This window comes from Providencia heimbachae ATCC 35613 (assembly GCF_001655055.1).
Taxonomy (GTDB): Bacteria; Pseudomonadota; Gammaproteobacteria; order Enterobacterales; family Enterobacteriaceae; genus Providencia; species Providencia heimbachae.
Genome location: NZ_LXEW01000037.1, coordinates 37,119 through 54,857 on the forward strand (window position 1 = coordinate 37,119; position 17,739 = coordinate 54,857).

Annotated in this window: 16 protein-coding genes; 4 read left to right on the forward strand and 12 right to left on the reverse strand. The window is 40.1% G+C overall.

All coding sequences use genetic code 11. The features are described 5' to 3' along the window. Nucleotides 1-42: 42 nt before the first annotated feature. From M998_RS12730 to M998_RS12765, 8 genes are all read right to left on the reverse strand, one after another. On the reverse strand, nt 43-522 hold the full coding sequence (locus M998_RS12730) for a FidL-like protein (RefSeq protein WP_068437356.1): 480 nt from the start codon (nt 520-522) through the stop codon (nt 43-45). Further along, the gene (locus M998_RS12735; RefSeq protein ID WP_068909188.1) at nt 523-1,488 is read right to left on the reverse strand and encodes a winged helix-turn-helix domain-containing protein; all 966 of its coding nucleotides are present in this window, start codon (nt 1,486-1,488) and stop codon (nt 523-525) included. Between the two features lie 466 nt (nt 1,489-1,954). After that, nucleotides 1,955-3,964, reverse strand: coding sequence for a TonB-dependent receptor plug domain-containing protein (locus tag M998_RS12740; RefSeq protein WP_068909190.1), 2,010 nt, complete (start codon nt 3,962-3,964; stop codon nt 1,955-1,957). Nucleotides 3,965-4,098: 134 nt separating this feature from the next. After that, nucleotides 4,099-4,947, reverse strand: a complete 849-nt coding sequence (modD, locus tag M998_RS12745; protein ID WP_068909191.1) for a ModD protein — start codon at nt 4,945-4,947, stop codon at nt 4,099-4,101. After that, nucleotides 4,944-5,762 carry a class I SAM-dependent methyltransferase gene (locus M998_RS12750; protein ID WP_068909193.1) on the reverse strand — a complete coding sequence of 273 codons (819 nt, stop codon included), beginning with the start codon at nt 5,760-5,762 and terminating at the stop codon, nt 4,944-4,946. Before M998_RS12750 ends, modD begins: the two co-directional genes overlap by 4 nt. After that, nucleotides 5,756-6,541 carry an ABC transporter ATP-binding protein gene (locus M998_RS12755; RefSeq protein WP_068909195.1) on the reverse strand — a complete coding sequence of 262 codons (786 nt, stop codon included), beginning with the start codon at nt 6,539-6,541 and terminating at the stop codon, nt 5,756-5,758. Before M998_RS12755 ends, M998_RS12750 begins: the two co-directional genes overlap by 7 nt. Then, nucleotides 6,538-7,542: a FecCD family ABC transporter permease gene (locus M998_RS12760; protein WP_068909306.1), complete on the reverse strand. Its 1,005-nt coding sequence runs from the start codon at nt 7,540-7,542 to the stop codon at nt 6,538-6,540. Before M998_RS12760 ends, M998_RS12755 begins: the two co-directional genes overlap by 4 nt. Then, a complete protein-coding gene (locus M998_RS12765) occupies nt 7,542-8,594 on the reverse strand; it encodes an ABC transporter substrate-binding protein (RefSeq protein ID WP_068909197.1) in 1,053 nt (350 codons plus the stop codon). Before M998_RS12765 ends, M998_RS12760 begins: the two co-directional genes overlap by 1 nt. A 201-nt stretch (nt 8,595-8,795) precedes the next feature. Between M998_RS12765 and gntR the strand changes: the two genes are divergently transcribed. The 3 genes from gntR to gntU all read left to right on the forward strand — a co-directional run bounded on the left by gntR (nt 8,796) and on the right by gntU (nt 12,051). Further along, complete coding sequence (gene gntR / locus M998_RS12770; RefSeq protein ID WP_068437371.1) at nt 8,796-9,791, forward strand: gluconate operon transcriptional repressor GntR; 996 nt, start codon at nt 8,796-8,798, stop codon at nt 9,789-9,791. A 362-nt stretch (nt 9,792-10,153) separates the two neighbouring features. Then, the gene (gene gntK, locus M998_RS12775) at nt 10,154-10,696 is read left to right on the forward strand and encodes a gluconokinase (protein ID WP_068437374.1); all 543 of its coding nucleotides are present in this window, start codon (nt 10,154-10,156) and stop codon (nt 10,694-10,696) included. Beyond that, complete coding sequence (gene gntU, locus M998_RS12780) at nt 10,693-12,051, forward strand: gluconate transporter (RefSeq protein ID WP_068437377.1); 1,359 nt, start codon at nt 10,693-10,695, stop codon at nt 12,049-12,051. The genes gntK and gntU overlap by 4 nt, the downstream gene beginning before the upstream one ends. A gap of 150 nt (nt 12,052-12,201) precedes the next feature. On the opposite strand, the gene M998_RS12785 is transcribed toward gntU, so the two are convergent. From M998_RS12785 to M998_RS12795, 3 genes are read right to left on the reverse strand one after another with little or no spacing between them, the layout of a single operon-like run. Continuing rightward, nucleotides 12,202-13,428: an SGNH/GDSL hydrolase family protein gene (locus M998_RS12785; protein ID WP_068437379.1), complete on the reverse strand. Its 1,227-nt coding sequence runs from the start codon at nt 13,426-13,428 to the stop codon at nt 12,202-12,204. After that, nucleotides 13,394-14,566, reverse strand: a complete 1,173-nt coding sequence (locus M998_RS12790) for an SGNH/GDSL hydrolase family protein (protein ID WP_068909199.1) — start codon at nt 14,564-14,566, stop codon at nt 13,394-13,396. Before M998_RS12790 ends, M998_RS12785 begins: the two co-directional genes overlap by 35 nt. After that, nucleotides 14,553-15,971 carry an MBOAT family O-acyltransferase gene (locus M998_RS12795; RefSeq protein ID WP_068437385.1) on the reverse strand — a complete coding sequence of 473 codons (1,419 nt, stop codon included), beginning with the start codon at nt 15,969-15,971 and terminating at the stop codon, nt 14,553-14,555. The genes M998_RS12790 and M998_RS12795 overlap by 14 nt, the downstream gene beginning before the upstream one ends. Before the next feature lie 38 nt (nt 15,972-16,009). Here M998_RS12795 and M998_RS19570 point away from each other — a divergent pair, with 38 nt between their 5' ends. Further along, nucleotides 16,010-16,405, forward strand: coding sequence for a hypothetical protein (locus M998_RS19570; RefSeq protein WP_145980638.1), 396 nt, complete (start codon nt 16,010-16,012; stop codon nt 16,403-16,405). Nucleotides 16,406-16,710: 305 nt separating this feature from the next. On the opposite strand, the gene M998_RS12800 is transcribed toward M998_RS19570, so the two are convergent. Continuing rightward, entirely contained in the window at nt 16,711-17,517 is an 807-nt protein-coding gene (locus tag M998_RS12800; protein WP_068909201.1) for a protein bax, read from the reverse strand. Nucleotides 17,518-17,739 lie beyond the last annotated feature (222 nt).

A 17,739-nucleotide genomic window follows, 5' to 3' on the forward strand; every position in this document is an offset into this window, starting at 1 on the left:
TAAATAATTTGGATGATAAAAGAATAAATATATGAAAATTAATTATTGTTCTATGTGGCATGTAAAGGATGAATAAGCTTCATCTTTTAGTATGTAAATATTGTCTTCCATTTTGGTAATATTCACATAATAATTTATTTTGTCTTTTTCTAATTGAATGAAGTTTGAAAATAATTCACTCGGTGTATTATCAGAGGTCGTTACTGATAAAGATGTAAAATTGATAGAGTAATTCCCTTTTTTATCGACAGGCTGATGATTGAAATAGATAGCTCTATCTAGTCTATAGGTTAATTCTTGGTTTTTAATATAACCATATATATTTATTCTTCCTTGGTTTTTATTTGAAGTTAATATACTCATCTTCGCTTTTAAGCTGATGCCTTCAGGCGTGCCATTATCTTTAATCCAGACAACCTCTGAATGGCATATGTTAACATCATCTTTTCTTTTATTTATGATTACCGTAGAAATTAAGACGCTAGAAACTATAACAGTAGATAAAATAATATACTTTTTCATTTAGATTCTCTGATCATTAATGGATACACAATCATATTTGTTATTTTTTTCTTTACAGATACTGATAGCAATATTTTTATCGAAAGAGTAAGTGTAATTTAAATCAGAGAGAAGGATGACGCGTTTTGGTTCATCACACGAAATATTGTATTTCTCTAATTTTTTATTAACAAAATTAATGTTATCACTTGTTGTTTTGCCGACCATATCAATAGGGGTTTGAATGATGCAGCTGCCTTTAGCACTCACGGTAAGATAGCTTTTACCTTCACTAATTGTATGTTTTTCTTGATTAAAAAATAAAAAAATCAAGAATAAAATAGAGATTGTTGATATGACTAATAGTAATAAACGTATAGGTTTTTTATTTTTGTCATTATTTTTATTTATCAATTTTCTACTATCACTAACATTAGCGCTATCTTCTTTTAAGCTTTCATATTGACTGTTATCAAGTGTAATTGAGGTTTTTTTTATCTCTGGCAAGGGAGCATCAAAGACTAAATGAGTCGGAAGCGTATTATCTAATCGTTGGTTGGATTGTAATTCATTTTCATTAATTTCAAGTATATTATCATGTTGTGTAATGATTTCTTCAGAAGCATTACTCTCTTCCATTTTGAATTTTGATAGGTGATTATCAATTCGAAATCCTTTTTTAGGCACAGTGACAATAGACTTAGGGTCGATACCGATAAGTTCGAGTTTTTTTCGTATCTCACTGATATAAGTGTTTAAATTATTATTCGAACCTACAAGGCCATACTCTTCCCATACATTTGTAAGAAGTTCATCTCGAGTTGCAATGCCCTTTCTCATATTTAATAAAATAATTTCATTGAATAAGCGAGAGGCGGGTTTAGATAATTCAATTCTTTGATTTTGATCATCTTTTAGATAAATGCAACTCGAGCTCTGCTCAAAAATATATTTGTCATCAATAATATAATCATGTTCTTCAATCATAAATGCTGTCTGCTCTCTCTAATATTAAAAATGATATAACCGAGGAGCTAATATTTAGTTCTCGGATTAAATTAAGCTAAATTTTATTTTAGATAAACTAAATTTTATTTGTTTTTTTGTTATGCATATAGTTTAAATACGGAACGGATTAACTGCAAGTATTGAGCGATGAGCTTTTTTGGATATGGGTAGCAAATTTATTGAATTGAATTAATTTTCGTTATTTTAAACTGTATATTTATCAAAGGTTGGGGTTTAAGTTCTACATTTAGTTGTTGTCATAGTTACTATGAGATAAAAATCTATATAAAATCAAGATTATTATCTTAAATTCTAGTTGTAAGATTAATCCTAGGTAACAATACTTGTTTTTGCATATTTTAATACTTTATAGGTACATTAATTGGTTTTGTTTTAAGATGAATTAGGTAGATAAATAATGTTTCTACCTAATCCAATTTAATAGTTAGTATTTATATTCAAGACCTAACCAATAATTACGACCTTCTTCAATATAGCCATTTGTATATTCATAAGACTTATCAAATAAATTATTTATAGATGTATTAACAGATAGGCCATGCCCTAAATCATAATCGAGCCGAGTATCTGTTTTAGCAAATCCACGAACTTTCTCTTCACTATCAATATAATTGAATGCCCAGCTTCTAGCTTCTTCAGTTATTGTGAGGCTTAATGGTTCATAAGGCGTGAACTTAATCCATGCAAAGGCTTTGTGGGTTGGTAGTTCAGCCACATGACGCACGCTATAATGTTTAGGGTCTGCATGAATGTAACTATAATTTAAACCTGTTTCTATCCAATCAGTAATTTGTCCTGTTGTGCCCAAATCAATGCCGATATAACCAACTTTCCCACTATTACGGTTTTGTAATAGGTTTCCATTATTCGATGTTGTTCCCATGTTATGTGCCATGATGGCATCAGATACATGGTTGTAGTAAGTGCTTGCTGTGTATGACCATATTGGGGTGAAATAGCCTTTATAAGTTACATCAAAGGTTAAAGCGCGTTCAGCCTCAAGGTGTGGATTGATAATAAAACTATCATTATTCTTCATTTTATTTTTGGTGTAGCGTTCTTTTTGCGTTGGAAAGCGGCTTCTATCTGATACAGAGGCTTGAACCGTGTCTTGGTTATCCAAATGGTAGCGAGCCATTAATTCCCAGTTAAAAGCGTGCTGACGGTTGTTATCGTAGGTTTCAATGCCAGTGACGATATTACTTTTATTGTAAATATAGCGTTTCCCGTCATCACTACTACGCCAGTCATAACCTATCCCACCAATAATATCGAGTTTATCGGTTGCAACCCATTGGTATTCTGTCGCGATTGACCATGTTTGATCTTTATAGCGATCAAAAGGAACCACTTTATGGCTGCGTGAACGGTGAATATCTTCTTTCCAGTGTGCGGCAAATGACAGCATATCCAGTTCACGCACGGTAAAGTCAACACGCATATCCGCACCATTGCTGTAATCATCATAGCGGCTGTAGTTATAGATATCATTTTTATAATCTTTTACTGATTTATATTGATGTAGAGTATTTTTAAATGAGTCATGATAAAAACGGCTCTGTAGGGCAATGTCATTGGTTATTTGTGTTGTGCCATTAAAGTAGATGCTTTCTTTGTCATAAGCGGGCCATTGCCAAATTTGTTGTTTCACATTATTCACATCAGGCGCACTATTTTTATCACCATCTTGTTTGATATAGGTAACAACATACTCATCTGCTTCACGTGGTGTCCAGCCGACTTTGACCATCATACGTTTGTCATCCGTTGCGGAATTAGTTCGACGTCCGTGGCTGCCGGCTAATGGGTTGTTGTTGTCCGTGCTTGGTAATCCCATAAAACGCTGTTTGTATTGGCTGCCGCTGACTTGAATAAAACCTAAATCATTACGACCGCCTAGGCGTGCACTGACATTATGGGCATTATCAGCACCTCGGGCAAAGCCTTGATTGAGACTGATGTTGGCTTCAAATGGTTTTTTGGGTGTAGCGGTTGTTAGGTTAATCGCACCCCCCATAAGGTTGGGGCCTTGCAGTAATGAGGTATATCCTGTTGAAAGTTCGACACTTGCGAGTTCGCTGGTCATAAACCGGCCAAGATCAAGGGTGCCGTCATAAGGCACATAGGTTGGAATTCCATCAAAGAAAACAGGAACTTGGCGACTATCAAAGCCACGAACATTCACTTGAGTTTCATTGCGGTTTCCCGACTTTTGGATTGCCACACCTGGTAATGTACTTAATGCTTGGGCAACATTGGTTTTGTTGAGCTGTTTCATCTGTGATTCAGTGATGACATGCGCATCTGCTGCTAGAGGCGTGCTCCACACCGACATTACATCACGGTTGTTTGCTATTTCCACATCATTCGCTGCATGACCGTGTGCCGCGAATAAAGCCATCCCAACCAAATAAGTTATTTGTTTTATTTTCATTATTAATTTCCAGATTTTCCTATTTTCAATATTCGATATATTATTTTTTATATAACGATATGTGTGGTGATTTATACGAAAAAGCGACTAGCGGTGATAAGCCAGTTGTTTTTTAAACGCTAATTTAATGATGGTTATTGTTGTTTGGATATTTGAACTTTAATATCTCTCGGTGTTGCATAGTAAGGTGCTGAAGTGACTAAAAGTGAAACGCCAGTTTGTGCATATTCAGTAATGGTATTTAGGTTTATTCCCCCAGCAATCGATAAACGACAGGATTTCTGTTGTTGCTGTATTCGCTGCTGTAATTGCTGAACTTGTTGAGGTGGTAACTTATCCAGTTGAATAATATCCGCTTCGGCTTCAATGGCTAAAATCCCTTGTTCATAATTATCCGCTTCAACAATAATGCATTTTTCGGGCGCCGCATGTCTTAGGGTTTGAACATGAGCGTACCAATCATTGGGAACATCGAGGCAATTTCGGTGATTGGTAAATAGTAAAATACTTTCAGCGCTACCTGCTCGATGAATGATGGCACCACCGGCAATAATCGCGGTTAAAGCAAGCAATTTAGTCCCGGGAATTGTTTTACGTGTGCAAGCCAACTGACCTTCGGGCTGATATTGGCGTAATATACTGACCATCTGATAGGTATAATGGCTGACCCCACTACACCATTCCAGTACATTTTGTACTGCTTTCCAGCCCTGATGTAAGGCTTCAACTGTACCTGATGCTTGTATCAGGCAACTTTGTGGTTCAACAATTTCGCCATCACGATAAAAGCACTGACAGTGAATACCGAGTTTGGTTAACATCCGCTCAGCAATCGCGATACCACTGACGCAGCCACCTTGTTTTGAAGTAAAGGTCATAATGCCGTGTTGAGCCTGTAACCCAAGGGAGCGCGTCGTGAGATCGCCATATCGGATATCATCTAATAGCAGTTCATCAATGAGTGAGTCAGAAAGATAAATCATAGGATAAGTTCCGATTCATCAATGACATCCCAAGATACCATCGCCCAATCTCTTGATGGATAGGGGATTTTTTTACCTGATGCAGTCTGCGTATTGTAATAGTTACGCAGTTTATCCATTTCTTCAGGCGTCATATTTTTTAACGACCAGTTCACGCTATCAGCAAAAGCATCAAAGTGATCAAAGCCATTTCTATTTGGGTTTTTGATGAAATCAACACGAGGGTTGATCCCCATTTGATGCAATATATTGACCGCATAAATGTAAGTAGGTAATTGAATAACATCCCTACCTATTTCGCGAATAATATTTTCATCAATAAAGGTTGGATTGATGGTATGGGTGGTATAAACACGTAATTTTGTTTGGCGGTTCAGCTTGAGTAGGGCGGCTTTGAGGTCATCAACGAGGGTAGAGCGCGAAGCCACGGAAATATCAACCTTGGGGAGTTGATCCCAGTTATCCTCCCAAGCGAGCTGTTCGAAATGGGTATTAGTTAATTGCATTTCTTTGGCACGAATGTTTGCCATTTCAATCATGCCACCACTGTAGTCGATGCCGATTACCGACCGAAATTGGTTAGCAAGACATAAGCTCACGGAACCCGGACCGCAACCGACATCAAGTAAGGTTTGTGCGCCAGTAAAGTCCATAAGCTCGCGAAAGCGTAATAAATAGGGGTCATTAGGGTTTGCACAGTTTTGTGCCATTTGACGGGCTTTTTTATCCCAATGTTCCGGTTCTTTACGTGTTCTTTGCGCTTGCTGCATATGCTGTTGGTACATTTTTGCAAAATCTAATTGGTTGATTAACATAATCCCTGACCTTCACAAGTAAAAGTAGATGGTAGTTGGAAGTGAGCCATAATGCTTTGCTCATCCACACAATAGAGTGCTGCTAGGTTAGTAAGTGTTAACATACTTTTTGATGTGCCTTGTCTGGCTTTTTGTTGTTTATCAAGCAGTATGACATTGTCAGCAATAGCGGCTGCGTGCTGTGGATGATGCGTTGACATTAATACAGTAATTCCGAGTGTTTTAAGTTGTTCTATTCGTTGAAGTAATCGAATTTGATTCCCAAAATCAAGACTCGCTGCGGGTTCATCCATAATCAGTAATAATGGGTTTTGGATTAATGCTCTGGCAATCAAGACTAACTGTTTTTCACCACCGCTCAGTGTGCTGTATAGACGAGGAGCAAGGTATTTGATGCCCAATTTATCGAGCTGTTGTAAGGCCAGAATGCGTTCTTTTTCTTTTGGAACAGAAAATAGCGCAATATGCGGCGTCAATCCCATCATCACCATGTCCATAACGGTAAATGTAAAAGGGGTATCATGTGCCTGAGGTACGTAAGCAATCACTCTCGCGATATCACTTTGTTTTAACGATTTTATCGATTTATCTTTGAGAAAAATATCCCCTTGGATAGCCGGAAGAAGACCTAAAAGCGTCTTCATTAAGGTTGTTTTTCCGCACCCATTAGCGCCTAAAAGGCATGTAATAGCACCTTCAGCCAAAGTGAGATTAATTCCTTCAATAATCGATTTGTGATGATAGCCAATAGCAAGGTTGCAGAGGGTCATTATCTTCATTTAACCCGCCTTGTTTGCAGTAAAATCGCCAGAAAAAAGGGCGCGCCAACGGCGGAGGTCAGAATGCCTAAAGGTAATTCTATTGAAGCAATGGTGCGAGCCAGTGTGTCGGTGATCAGCAACATGATGGCGCCAATCACCATTGAAGCTGGGAGCTGATAACGGAAGTTAGCACCCACTATCATTCTTGTAATATGCGGGACAATCAAACCTATCCAGCCAATAATACCGGCAATAGAGACAGCGCTGGCGGTAATTAATGTCGCAGAAATAATAAAGATAGCGCGAATAAGGCTCACATTAATCCCAAGGCTTTTGGCTTCTTCATCGGATAAACTGAGTAAATTCATTCGCCAACGCAATAAAAGCAATGGAGTGAGGCCGATGACCATTAGGGGTAAAACTGAAATAAGATCTTCTTGTGTAATCGATGAAAGCCCACCAAGTAACCAAAAAGTAATTGAAGGAAGTTGTGTATAAGGGTCGGCGAGAATTTTCATCAGAGAGATGGCTGAGCCGCAAAGTGCGCTGATCGCCACGCCGACTAAAACTAAAGACAAAATGGGGTCATGTTGCCGTGCTAACCGTGCGATAAAACACACCAATGCCACCACAATCAAACCGCCAATAAAAGCGGCAAGTTGGATGTAAATCATTGATTGTCCAAAAAAGATACCAATAACAGCCCCCACACCAGCCCCAGCGGAAACACCTAATATATCAGGGGATACCAGTGGATTACGGAACATACCTTGATATGCAGCACCAGCAATAGCGAGTCCTCCACCAATTAAAATGGCCGCCAGAGTTCGTGGAAAGCGAATTTGCCAAAAAACCGTGCTATTACGGGGATCTGACGGTTTTGATGATATGAAAAAATCATTAGAAACAAGGCGATATATTTCTTCAAAGGTAAGTGAGTATTTACCACTCGTTAGTGCAATAATAAAGCTAATCAGTAAGATCATCAGCAATAACCAACGCTTCGCGATACCACTCATCATGACATTTCCATCAGCGAGGTAATTTGTTCTTGGGTCAATGCTGAGTGATAAAATAGCGCAAAAAATTGTTGAATATCGTGTTGAATGGTTGCAGCAATCTTTTTATCAAAATAGCTTTGTAACCTTCTCATACCGAGTAGGCGATTAATCCCCGGAGGCCCATCAAGCCAGCCAAAAGGCACACCACTAAATATATACAGGCTATTTGATGAAATCGCGTTAAGTCCTTTCCACAGCGGAGCGTGAGTGATGAATTCAACCGCTTCATCATATTGGGTTATAATAATGTCTGGGTTCCAATCATATAGTTGCTCCATAGAAACTTCAGTTAACCCATGAAAGCCAGATATATCTACAACATTGCGTAATCCGAGTATTTCAATGGCTTCAGTATGTATTGAGCCTTTGCTTCCCGTTTGTAGCCCTTTAGCGCCTCTTGCAAGATAAAAACTGAGTGGTTTTTGTGGTTGTGAGCCATTGATCTGATTATTTTTTGCAAACTGAGTGGCATCGAATAAATAGCGTTCGGCGAGGTCGCTGAGTTTTTCAGCATGAGCACCCACGCCCAGTATTTGACCAAGTTGGCGTAATTGTTGTGGTGAATCCTGTAATCCACCAGCTATCAATAGATAACTGATCTCCGTTTGCTTAGTGATTTTCTGCGCTTGTGAACGATAGGTCTCATCAATATTTCCAGTGTCTATAATTAGCTCAGGGTTATAGGCAAGTAGTTTTTCGAGAGAAAGGGTACTACCTCTACCGGCAAGACGACCGTAAACAGGGAGTTCGCACCATTTTTGATCAAATAGGCCTATTTTCCCCTTTTTTAGTGAAATAGAGGAGAAACCAACCATTTTCTCAGGCGCAAGGGCAAACAAGAGTAAATCAGAAGGTGGGCCTGCACTAATGACACGCTGAATTTTATTGGCTGCGGGAAGTAAGCCAAATAGTGCTTCTTCAACTTTACGGTTTTGAGCAAAACTAGGTAAACAATAAAATGCGCTGAGGATTGCACTGGATTTAATAAATTGTCTTCTATTGATAGCCATATGACTTTTTAGGATTTCGTTATGCTTATAATTATATAACGCGAAAATTAACCAACTCCTCGAACAGAGTCAACCTTAAAAGTGAAGATGCCTAAAATACTCAACATTTATGTGATTTAAAGCAATAACAAGCATTGCTATCTATTTGCAGATCACCGAACATAGCAGCAGAATCTATGTATTATTGATTATATTGGACATATGAAGAATAAAAGACCCTCGTTGCAGGATGTAGCCGATTGCGTCGGTATCACCAAAATGACTGTTAGCCGTTTTTTACGGAACCCTGAACAGGTTTCTGAAGCATTGCGCGGAAAAATCGCCAAAGCGGTTGATGATCTAGGTTACATCCCTAATAAAGCACCGGATATTCTGTCTAATGCCACTAGCCATGCGATTGGTGTCTTGCTTCCTTCGTTAACAAACCAAGTCTTTGCCGAGGTGATCCGCGGTATTGAAGCGGTTACTGATAATCATGGTTATCAAACGATGTTGGCGCACTATGGCTACCTTCCAGAAAAAGAAGAAGAACGTCTAACCTCTTTGCTTTCTTATAATATTGACGGGGTTATTTTAGCTGAGCGTACGCATACTGAACGCACGCTCAGGATGCTAAAAACGGCGGGTATTCCGGTTGTCGAGATTATGGATAGCGTATCACCTTGTTTAGATATTGCCGTCGGTATTGATAATTTTGAAGCCTCTCGCCAAATGACTCGGGCTATGATTGAGCGCGGCTGTCGTAAAGTTGCATACATCGGTGCAAGGTATGACGAACGAACATTTATCCGCTTAAAAGGCTATGAGCAAGCCATGCTTGATGCCAATCTTGAACCTCGTAATGTGATGACTCAAACTAGCTCCTCTTACTCATTAGGAGCCCAGTTACTTCATGAATGCAAACAAAAATATCCCGATACCGATGGGTTATTCTGTACCAATGATGACCTTGCTATTGGGGCGATTTTTGAGTGTCAACGTCTCGGTATTAACGTGCCAAAAGATTTAGCAATATCGGGTTTCCACGGTCATGATGTCGGACAAGTGATGACACCAAAATTAGCCAGTATTTTAACCCCAAGAGACCAAATGGGCCGTAAAGCCGCTGAAGTTTTACTCGCAAGGATGTCAGGTAAGAAACTGACTGAGCAGTATTTTGATGTGGGGTTTTCTTTGCTCACCGGTGAAAGCATCTAACTTTATTCGTCATACTTCGTGCTGTAGGGGGGGTGGCCGCGTGCTCTCACTCTAGTCACATACTTGTGTTTGCTCCTAGCTATAACCCGAATTATTTAGAATAAGTTTATATTGTCATACTTCGCGCCATAGCGTTGTTGCTTGCACTCTCTAACCCTAGCCACGCGCCCAGCACTAGCTTCCTCGTATTCATCTCATCGATTATTGAGATAATCATCACAAATCTGTTTTTTTCTTCGCCAATATAATTGCTAAATAAATCCCTACTGCTGATAATGTTACCCGTAACTTGTTACCGGTAACATTAATCGAATTTAAAAATAGAACGAGATGATATCTTTCTAATGCCTGAGGAGTTTCCTATGAGTGATACCCAAAATCAAAACTATTCATTTGTCCTAATGGGGGTATCGGGTAGCGGCAAATCTGCGGTTGCTAGCGGTGCAGCACAGCAACTTAATGCGGCTTTTTTGGATGGCGATTTTTTGCATCCTAAAACAAATATTTTGAAAATGGCATCAGGCCATGCATTGAACGATGATGATCGCCAACCTTGGCTGAGCGCATTAAATCAGGCAATTTTTGCCATGCAAAGAACCAATAATGTTTCTTTGATTGTATGTTCTGCATTGAAGAAAAAATATCGCGATATTTTAAGAGAAGATAATAAAAATTTATTTTTTATCTACTTAAAAGGTGATGCAGCCGTTATCGAAGAAAGATTGAAAGCGCGTAAAGGACACTTCTTTAAGCCTGAAATGTTAAAAACGCAATTTGCAGTACTCGAAGAACCTAACGAAGCAGAGGCTGATGTTCATGTCGTTGACATTCGTCAATCCCTTGAAGATGTCATCGGTAATACCTGCTCAACGATTAGACAAATTGTAGCTGGAGATAAGCCATGAACACACCTGTAGAAACGCTCAGCACGTTAACCCTCGTGTTAACTGCGGTTGGCTCTGTAGTTTTATTATTGTTTTTAGTGATGTATGCGCGTTTACATGCGTTTGTTGCCTTGATGATAGTCTCGATTGGTGCAGGACTATTTTCCGGTATGCCGGTGCAACAAATTACAGAAACGATGCAAAAAGGGATGGCGGGAACGTTAGGTTTCTTAGCGATTGTTGTCGCACTCGGCGCGATGTTCGGTAAAATTTTACATGAAACAGGTGCGCTCGATCAGGTTGCGAATAAATTACTGAATCTCTTTGGTGAAAAGCGGGCGCATTATGCGGTTGGTGTCGCCGGGTTAATTTGTGCATTACCGCTGTTCTTTGATGTGGCGATCGTTTTACTGATCGGTGTTGTTTTTGCCGTTGCTAACCGTACGGGTCACAATGTCGTTCGCTTAGCAATCCCTTTGTTTGCGGGGGTTGCTGCTGCGGCGGCTTTCCTATTACCGGGACCAACTCCAATGCTAGTTGCATCGCAAATGGGCGCTGATTACGGCTGGATGATCTTAATCGGTCTTTGCGCTGCAATTCCAAGTATGATTTTAGCCGGTCCTTTATTCGGTAATTTTATCAGTAAATTCGTGCATATTGAAATTCCTGCCGATTACCAAGCGCCTCAAACAGAGCATGGCAAAATGCCGAGCTTTGGGTTCAGCTTATGCTTAGTATTATTTCCATTGGTCTTGGTTGGATTAAAAACGATTGGAACGCACTTTGTTCAACAAGGATCAACGCTTGAACACTGGTTAGAGTTTATCGGGCATCCATTCACTGCATTGCTACTGGCTTGTTTATTAGCGATTTATGGTCTTGGTTTTCGTTACGGCTTAGACAAAGAAAAAATCATGGCGATTTGTTCTGCGGCGATCCAACCGGCGGGTATCATCTTATTAGTTACCGGTGCTGGTGGTGTCTTCAAGCAAATCCTTGTTGACTCAGGAGTAGGCCCTGCATTGGGTGACTCTCTAATTGGTGCTGGCTTACCAATAGCGGTAGCGTGTTTCGTGCTTGCAGGTGCGGTGCGTGTTATTCAAGGCTCCGCGACGGTAGCTTGTTTAACTACTGTGGGCTTAGTGCTTCCAGTGATTGGTGAACTTGGTTACTCAGGCGCACAGCTTGCCGCATTGGCTATCTGTATTTCAGGTGGTTCTTTGATTCTTAGCCACGTTAATGACTCCGGTTTCTGGTTGTTTGGTAAATTTACCGGCGCAACCGAAGCGCAAACATTGAAAACGTGGACAGTGATGGAAACGATTTTAGGGACAACGGGTGCGATTGTTGGGATGATTTTCTTCGCATTTTTGTAAGATAGCGGCTATCTCCCACATAATTTAATTTGCGGGTAGCTACAAAGGGAATACGGCATCGAAGTAACTTAAAGGATTAAGAGAGATTAAAATTAAAAGTCAGCTTATTTATCGTAAGCTGACTTTTTTGTTATGGGCGACAAAAAAATATTAATTCAAGATTTGATTTAATTGGCTATACAGACCCTGAGCACTTTTCTTATATCCTTCAACGGATAAATGCACATTATCAGGACGTGCCAAATCTTGAGCTGCCCAAGTTTTTATTGAGCAAGGGCCGCCCATAAAGGCTTGCCAGTCCCAGAATAGCGTGTTTTCTTGTTCCGCTACTGTTTTTTGGATTTTGATGACATCCATTAAATGAACGGGCATTTGTGCCTGACAGCTCATTGCATTACTGAATTTGATCGAGTCATTTGGTCCGACTAACAAAATAACGCTTTCCGGCATTTGCTGACGTAGAAGGCGAATTTTTTCTCTTAATGTTTGCTCATAAGCCACAAGGTCAAGGTTGTCGTTAAACGCTTCGTTAGTTCCATAAGCTAAAATCACCATATCTGGTGACATTTGAGCCAAAGTTTCACTCCACTGAGGTTGCCATTTATCAACCATACTGAGGGTTGCCCCGTTTAAACCTAATGCGGAAAGCATCACGCCCGGTTTGGTTGAGCGCAATAACCAGCCACCGACTTTTAAGTTATTTTCTTTACCAACCGTAATCTGAGCAGGTAGCTGAGTATTGACGGGGGATGAGAAGCGCCAGCTATTACCGGTAGCAGGTAATGAAACCACTGGTGAAGCCGCAGGGGACACACTTATTTGCGTATCCGATGGGGTTTGATACAAAGTTTGTAGCTGATATGCCCCTTGTGCAGGCTGTAACGGCTTTAATAGCACGCTGTTGTTACCTGTCAGTGGTTGCGCAATTAAGCCACCCAATGGATAGTCGAAGCGCTCATCTTTACGGCTTGAAGATAATTGCCATTGTTTTTTATCGCTGATGCGGTTAATCGTCGCGGTGCGTTGGCCGGGAACTGAAATAGGTGGCACAAAACCGGGACCAGCATCACCATAGCGTTGCTGGAACAAGGTTCTTAGGTTGCCACTAAAAAAGTCTGCGGCGGTATGTGAATCACCTATTTGAACAATATGAACTTGTTGGTTACCTTGGTGTAGCTTGTTTGCCAAACGGGTTAAGTTTGGCTCGGCGTTATTAATTAACTGCCCTTGCTCAAAGCTAGGTTGGCCTGTTGGTTTGGTCGCCTTACTCGTTTTGTCAGCGGTATTCTGGCAAGACAATAAACTAAGAGACAGCAGTGCAATAGCACCTGCCGCTGCTAATTTAGTTTTGGCTTGACGCAGTTTGTTCAGTTTCATGAGGTTCCTTTTCTTCCTCTTCGAAATGTATTAATGAAAACACTTTTTCAGCAATGGCTTGTTGCCCTTTGGTGCTGAAATGGATCCCATCACCACTTCTCAATTTTATAGCACTGCTTTCATCACCGATATAGTCAGAATAGTCGTCATTTTTATATTTAAAGACGTCATTGGCTGAAAAGTAAATTTCACCATTATCCTCGACTTCGGATTGGTAGAGGTTTCTTAAGAATTTCATACCATCAGACAGCGTATTTTTACGCATATTAGGAGGGCCTACCCAAATAACATCGACATTGTGCTGTCGAGCGGTGGATAATATATCACTAATCCGCTTCCGATACACCTGCTCCCAATTTTCACTTTTGAACTTAATGTATTTATAACCCTCTTGTGGCGGCATATCCCAAGGGTCATTTGGCCCTAAAAACATCACTAATACTTTAATGTTCGGGTTATCATTCAATGTCTTAGAAATGGTTTGCGGCCAATTGAAAAATCGTGGGTAGGCAAGCCCTGTACTTTGCTTACTTAAGTTTATGCTGTCTATATTATACTTTTTCAAGAGCATGTTTTTAACATGGGGAGCGACACCTTGCATCATCGAATCACCCGCAAAAAGAACCTGCTCTCCTTGTACAATGTTGGCAATGTGTTTTGGCACAATGGGAAGGTTTTGCTTGGCGGTAAAAGTACCAAAGTGAAGTTTTGTCCGATTTTCTCTAGCTTGAGGGCGCTTAAGTAATTCAGGAAACGTAATTGATAAACTCTCTGCGGGATAGATATAGCCATTAAGAAAATGTAATCCAACCCGAAAATTATCAGGGAAATTTAGCCTGCTACCTTGATTGGCAAGGGCATGTTTTGCCGTTTCCTTCTCTTCTTTGGCCTTGAGTCCTGAAGCATGGTAGATAAATGCGCTTCCAGCGGCTTGTACGCCATCATTCAAGTAGGCACCATAGTCCCAGGCAGGATTACCGGACATATTCGCCCAGGGGGCCTCTCGGTGGTATTTTTGCTGCCAAAAACTCGCTAATGAGCCTTGATTTAACCAAATCAGTAATAAACCCGCGACTAGTACAATAAATAGCACTTGCCCAGTTTTCAGAAGAGTATGTTTAAACTCAGAAGTTAGCATAAATAAATCCCGGCATTCCAGAAGGTGAAAGCATAAACATAATCGTCAAAATGATAGCGAGTGGGATTGGATAATAGTACCAAGCAATATCTGGGTATTTTCTCGCAATATAATGATAACCCTGAACGCAAAAAGGATAGGCAAGCAGTAATAGCCAAAAAGCGATAATAAGTCCAAGGCTTGCGCTTACTGATGCAATGAACCCGGGGGCGGTAATCTGATTAAGTATGAGAATCGCATCATCAAAAGTTGGACTGCGAAAAAATATCCAAGCAAAACAGACAAAGTGAAAAGTAATAATGCGTGATAGCAGGGTCGAGACAGATTTATTGAGTAATGTTTTTGTCCAACCCAGTTTTTCCATGCATAAACTCTTAAGATTGAGTAATACAATTCCTAAACCATGTATTGCGCCCCATACAACAAAGGTCATTGCCGAGCCATGCCATAGTCCAGAAACTACCATAGCGAGGAATACGTTAACATTCATGCGACTAAACCCTTTACGGTTTCCGCCAAGGGGAATGTAAATATAATCACGAATAAACGTTGATAAGCTGATGTGCCAGCGTGCCCAGAATTCTTTTAGGTTGGCAGCCATATAGGGTGCATTAAAGTTAACAGGCACTCTAAAGCCAAGTAATAGCGCGATACCTGTAACAAGATTGGTATAGCCGGAGAAATTAAAATAGATATTCCATGCATAGGCATAGGTCGCCACGATTATTTCCCCTGCGCTATATCCTACGGGGGCATCGAATACTGGGTTAACATAATTTTCGGCAAGAAACGAACTGAATAAAAAGAGTTTAGCCAATGCCAAGCAAATAAGCAGAATGGCTTTTCTACCATCCAATATAACGCGGCTTTCTGCTTGGATTTGTGGAATGAAATTTTTAGCGCGATTGATTGGGCCGGCAACAATACTCGGAAAAAAGGCAAGATATAAGGTGACATCAAAAAAATCAGCTTTAGGCATTTCTTTACGGCAAACCGAAACGGTATAGCTAACGGAATGAAACACATAAAAAGAGAGGCCAAGTGGCGCCAGTATTTCAATAATAGGTAGCCCAACACTCAAACCAAATTTATCCAGTGTTTGCTGTATTGTTTCTTGGAAAAAAGAATAATATTTAAAGCGCGTGAAAAATCCAATAATAACAGTGGCCAGTATGATATATACCCACTTATTGGAAATCCAATTTGTCGCCCAGTTAGTTAATAGATAAATAAATAGCGTATAGCTAAATAGAATATAAGCAAAATCGGGGCTAAACGAGTAAACAAAAAAATAGCTTGCAGTAATGAGTAGTCCATTTTGGAGCTTTGCACTTGGCTGACAGCTCCAATAAATAAGAAAAAAGACCAAAAAAGAGCCAAGAAACTCGAATGAGAAAAAATTCATATTAGACTCAAAAGTTAATTATTATCGTTGAAGTGTATATGATATTAGTAATAGTTTACGATGCAATAAGATTATTACGGGATACTCGTCATATTTCACGCTATGGCGGTGTTGGTTTCACTCTGCCACTTGGGGCACATACTTGTGTATGCTTCCCAAGCTGTCTTCGTTCACCGCCTTGCCACAGCGCGAACTATTTAGAGTATTTATTGATTCGTCATATTTCACGCTGTGGCGGTGTTGGTTTCACTCTGCCACTTGGGGCACATACTTGTGTATGCTCCCCAAGCTGTCTTCGTTCACCGCCTTGCCACAGCGCGAACTATTTAGAGTATTTATTGATTCGTCATATTTCACGCTATGGCGGTGTTGGTTTCACTCAACCACTTGGGTCACATACTTGTGTATGCTTCCCAAGCTGTCCTCTTCCATAACGTAGACTATTTAGAAAATGTTTTTTCGTCGTCTTTCAACCCACAGCGTTGTTGGCTGCATTCGTGAACCCTAGTCACATACTTATGTATGCTTCTAGGACTTCACTCATTTGTCGCCTAGCTGTGGCTCGAAATCCATAGAAAATGTTTTTTTCGTTGTCTTTCAAATTGTCGCGGTGTTGGTTTCACTCTGCCACTTGGGTCTGCCCCAAGGTGTCCTCTGCCATAATTTGGGCTATTTAGAACTCAGAATAAAAAATCCACCCGAGGGTGGATTTTTTATGTCTTGTACCTGGTGATACAAATTAAATGCGAGTCGCTGCTCTTTTTTGAGCTTGTGTAATCAATTCTTCGTTGCTCGCGAACATCTCTTGTAAATAACGATTATAAGTAGAACCTAACTCTGAGTACCCCTTCATATCATTGATAAGCTTCGCGGTATCTAAATCATCTGTTGATTTACGCTGCTTTGCTCTCGAACTACGTAGAGATTCGTAAGCATTGTGGGTATTCATGTTTTTCATATAGGCAGTAACTGTTTCTTCGACAGAAGAGTAAGTTGAGTAGCCTTTAACTTTTCCTTTTTTGGTTTGGCAACCGCTGCCACAGCGCATTCCAAACAGATTACCATTTTGTAGAGCAAGTTGTGATGTACCCCAACCAGACTCTGTTGCTGCTTGTGTTGCCACTAAATGTGTAGGCATGATGTCTACGCGACTCAGTAATTTATCCCAATTGATACGTTTTGGGTTACTGCAATTCATACTGTAACTGTCGCAGATCTGGGTCAGTCGACGTAGCTCTTGAGCGCTCCATTTCTTGTTAGCGCGCACTGAAAGTAGCCAATTACGCTCTTCCATTATTTGCTTATTGACCTTTTCAATTACAGGGACAACCGTTTTCAAAAATGCTTTCTTACGTGGTGTACCAGATGGGTATTTTCGCAAATCAGGCAACGAAGTTTGAGCTTGATTTGTGCTCTGCACCGCCTTGTGAGAATACTCTTTATTGAGCATAGTACTGGTACTGGTGGAGCCCAAACTAAGACTCGAAAATAACAATAAAAATAAGAAAGCGAAGACGGCCTTTGTCCTCATCGTTCGAGAGGGCATTTGCTTCTCCTAAGTTTCTCTGAACAAAAATCGAGCGAATATTAGCAGAATAAATTTTCATGAGCTACACTTATCGGGTTGACATTAGGGGAATTTCTGTATTGTTTTGTTGATGCGTTTATTGATTTTTTGAAATTGTTGTAATTAAAGGTTTGTATTGAATTTTTTGGTATTATTTCAAGCGTGAATTTATTAAATAAAATTGATTGTTGCAGCTGTAAC

What these genes read in the sequence shown, in the direction of transcription:
- M998_RS12730 (WP_068437356.1), bottom strand. Translation starts at nt 522, where the DNA reads ATGAAAAAGTATATTATTTTATCTACTGTTATAGTTTCTAGCGTCTTA.
- M998_RS12735 (WP_068909188.1), bottom strand. Translation starts at nt 1,488, where the DNA reads ATGATTGAAGAACATGATTATATTATTGATGACAAATATATTTTTGAG.
- M998_RS12740 (WP_068909190.1), bottom strand. Translation starts at nt 3,964, where the DNA reads ATGAAAATAAAACAAATAACTTATTTGGTTGGGATGGCTTTATTCGCG.
- modD (WP_068909191.1), bottom strand. Translation starts at nt 4,947, where the DNA reads ATGATTTATCTTTCTGACTCACTCATTGATGAACTGCTATTAGATGAT.
- M998_RS12750 (WP_068909193.1), bottom strand. Translation starts at nt 5,762, where the DNA reads ATGTTAATCAACCAATTAGATTTTGCAAAAATGTACCAACAGCATATG.
- M998_RS12755 (WP_068909195.1), bottom strand. Translation starts at nt 6,541, where the DNA reads ATGAAGATAATGACCCTCTGCAACCTTGCTATTGGCTATCATCACAAA.
- M998_RS12760 (WP_068909306.1), bottom strand. Translation starts at nt 7,542, where the DNA reads ATGAGTGGTATCGCGAAGCGTTGGTTATTGCTGATGATCTTACTGATT.
- M998_RS12765 (WP_068909197.1), bottom strand. Translation starts at nt 8,594, where the DNA reads ATGGCTATCAATAGAAGACAATTTATTAAATCCAGTGCAATCCTCAGC.
- gntR (WP_068437371.1), top strand. Translation starts at nt 8,796, where the DNA reads ATGAAGAATAAAAGACCCTCGTTGCAGGATGTAGCCGATTGCGTCGGT.
- gntK (WP_068437374.1), top strand. Translation starts at nt 10,154, where the DNA reads ATGAGTGATACCCAAAATCAAAACTATTCATTTGTCCTAATGGGGGTA.
- gntU (WP_068437377.1), top strand. Translation starts at nt 10,693, where the DNA reads ATGAACACACCTGTAGAAACGCTCAGCACGTTAACCCTCGTGTTAACT.
- M998_RS12785 (WP_068437379.1), bottom strand. Translation starts at nt 13,428, where the DNA reads ATGAAACTGAACAAACTGCGTCAAGCCAAAACTAAATTAGCAGCGGCA.
- M998_RS12790 (WP_068909199.1), bottom strand. Translation starts at nt 14,566, where the DNA reads ATGCTAACTTCTGAGTTTAAACATACTCTTCTGAAAACTGGGCAAGTG.
- M998_RS12795 (WP_068437385.1), bottom strand. Translation starts at nt 15,971, where the DNA reads ATGAATTTTTTCTCATTCGAGTTTCTTGGCTCTTTTTTGGTCTTTTTT.
- M998_RS19570 (WP_145980638.1), top strand. Translation starts at nt 16,010, where the DNA reads ATGATATTAGTAATAGTTTACGATGCAATAAGATTATTACGGGATACT.
- M998_RS12800 (WP_068909201.1), bottom strand. Translation starts at nt 17,517, where the DNA reads ATGCCCTCTCGAACGATGAGGACAAAGGCCGTCTTCGCTTTCTTATTT.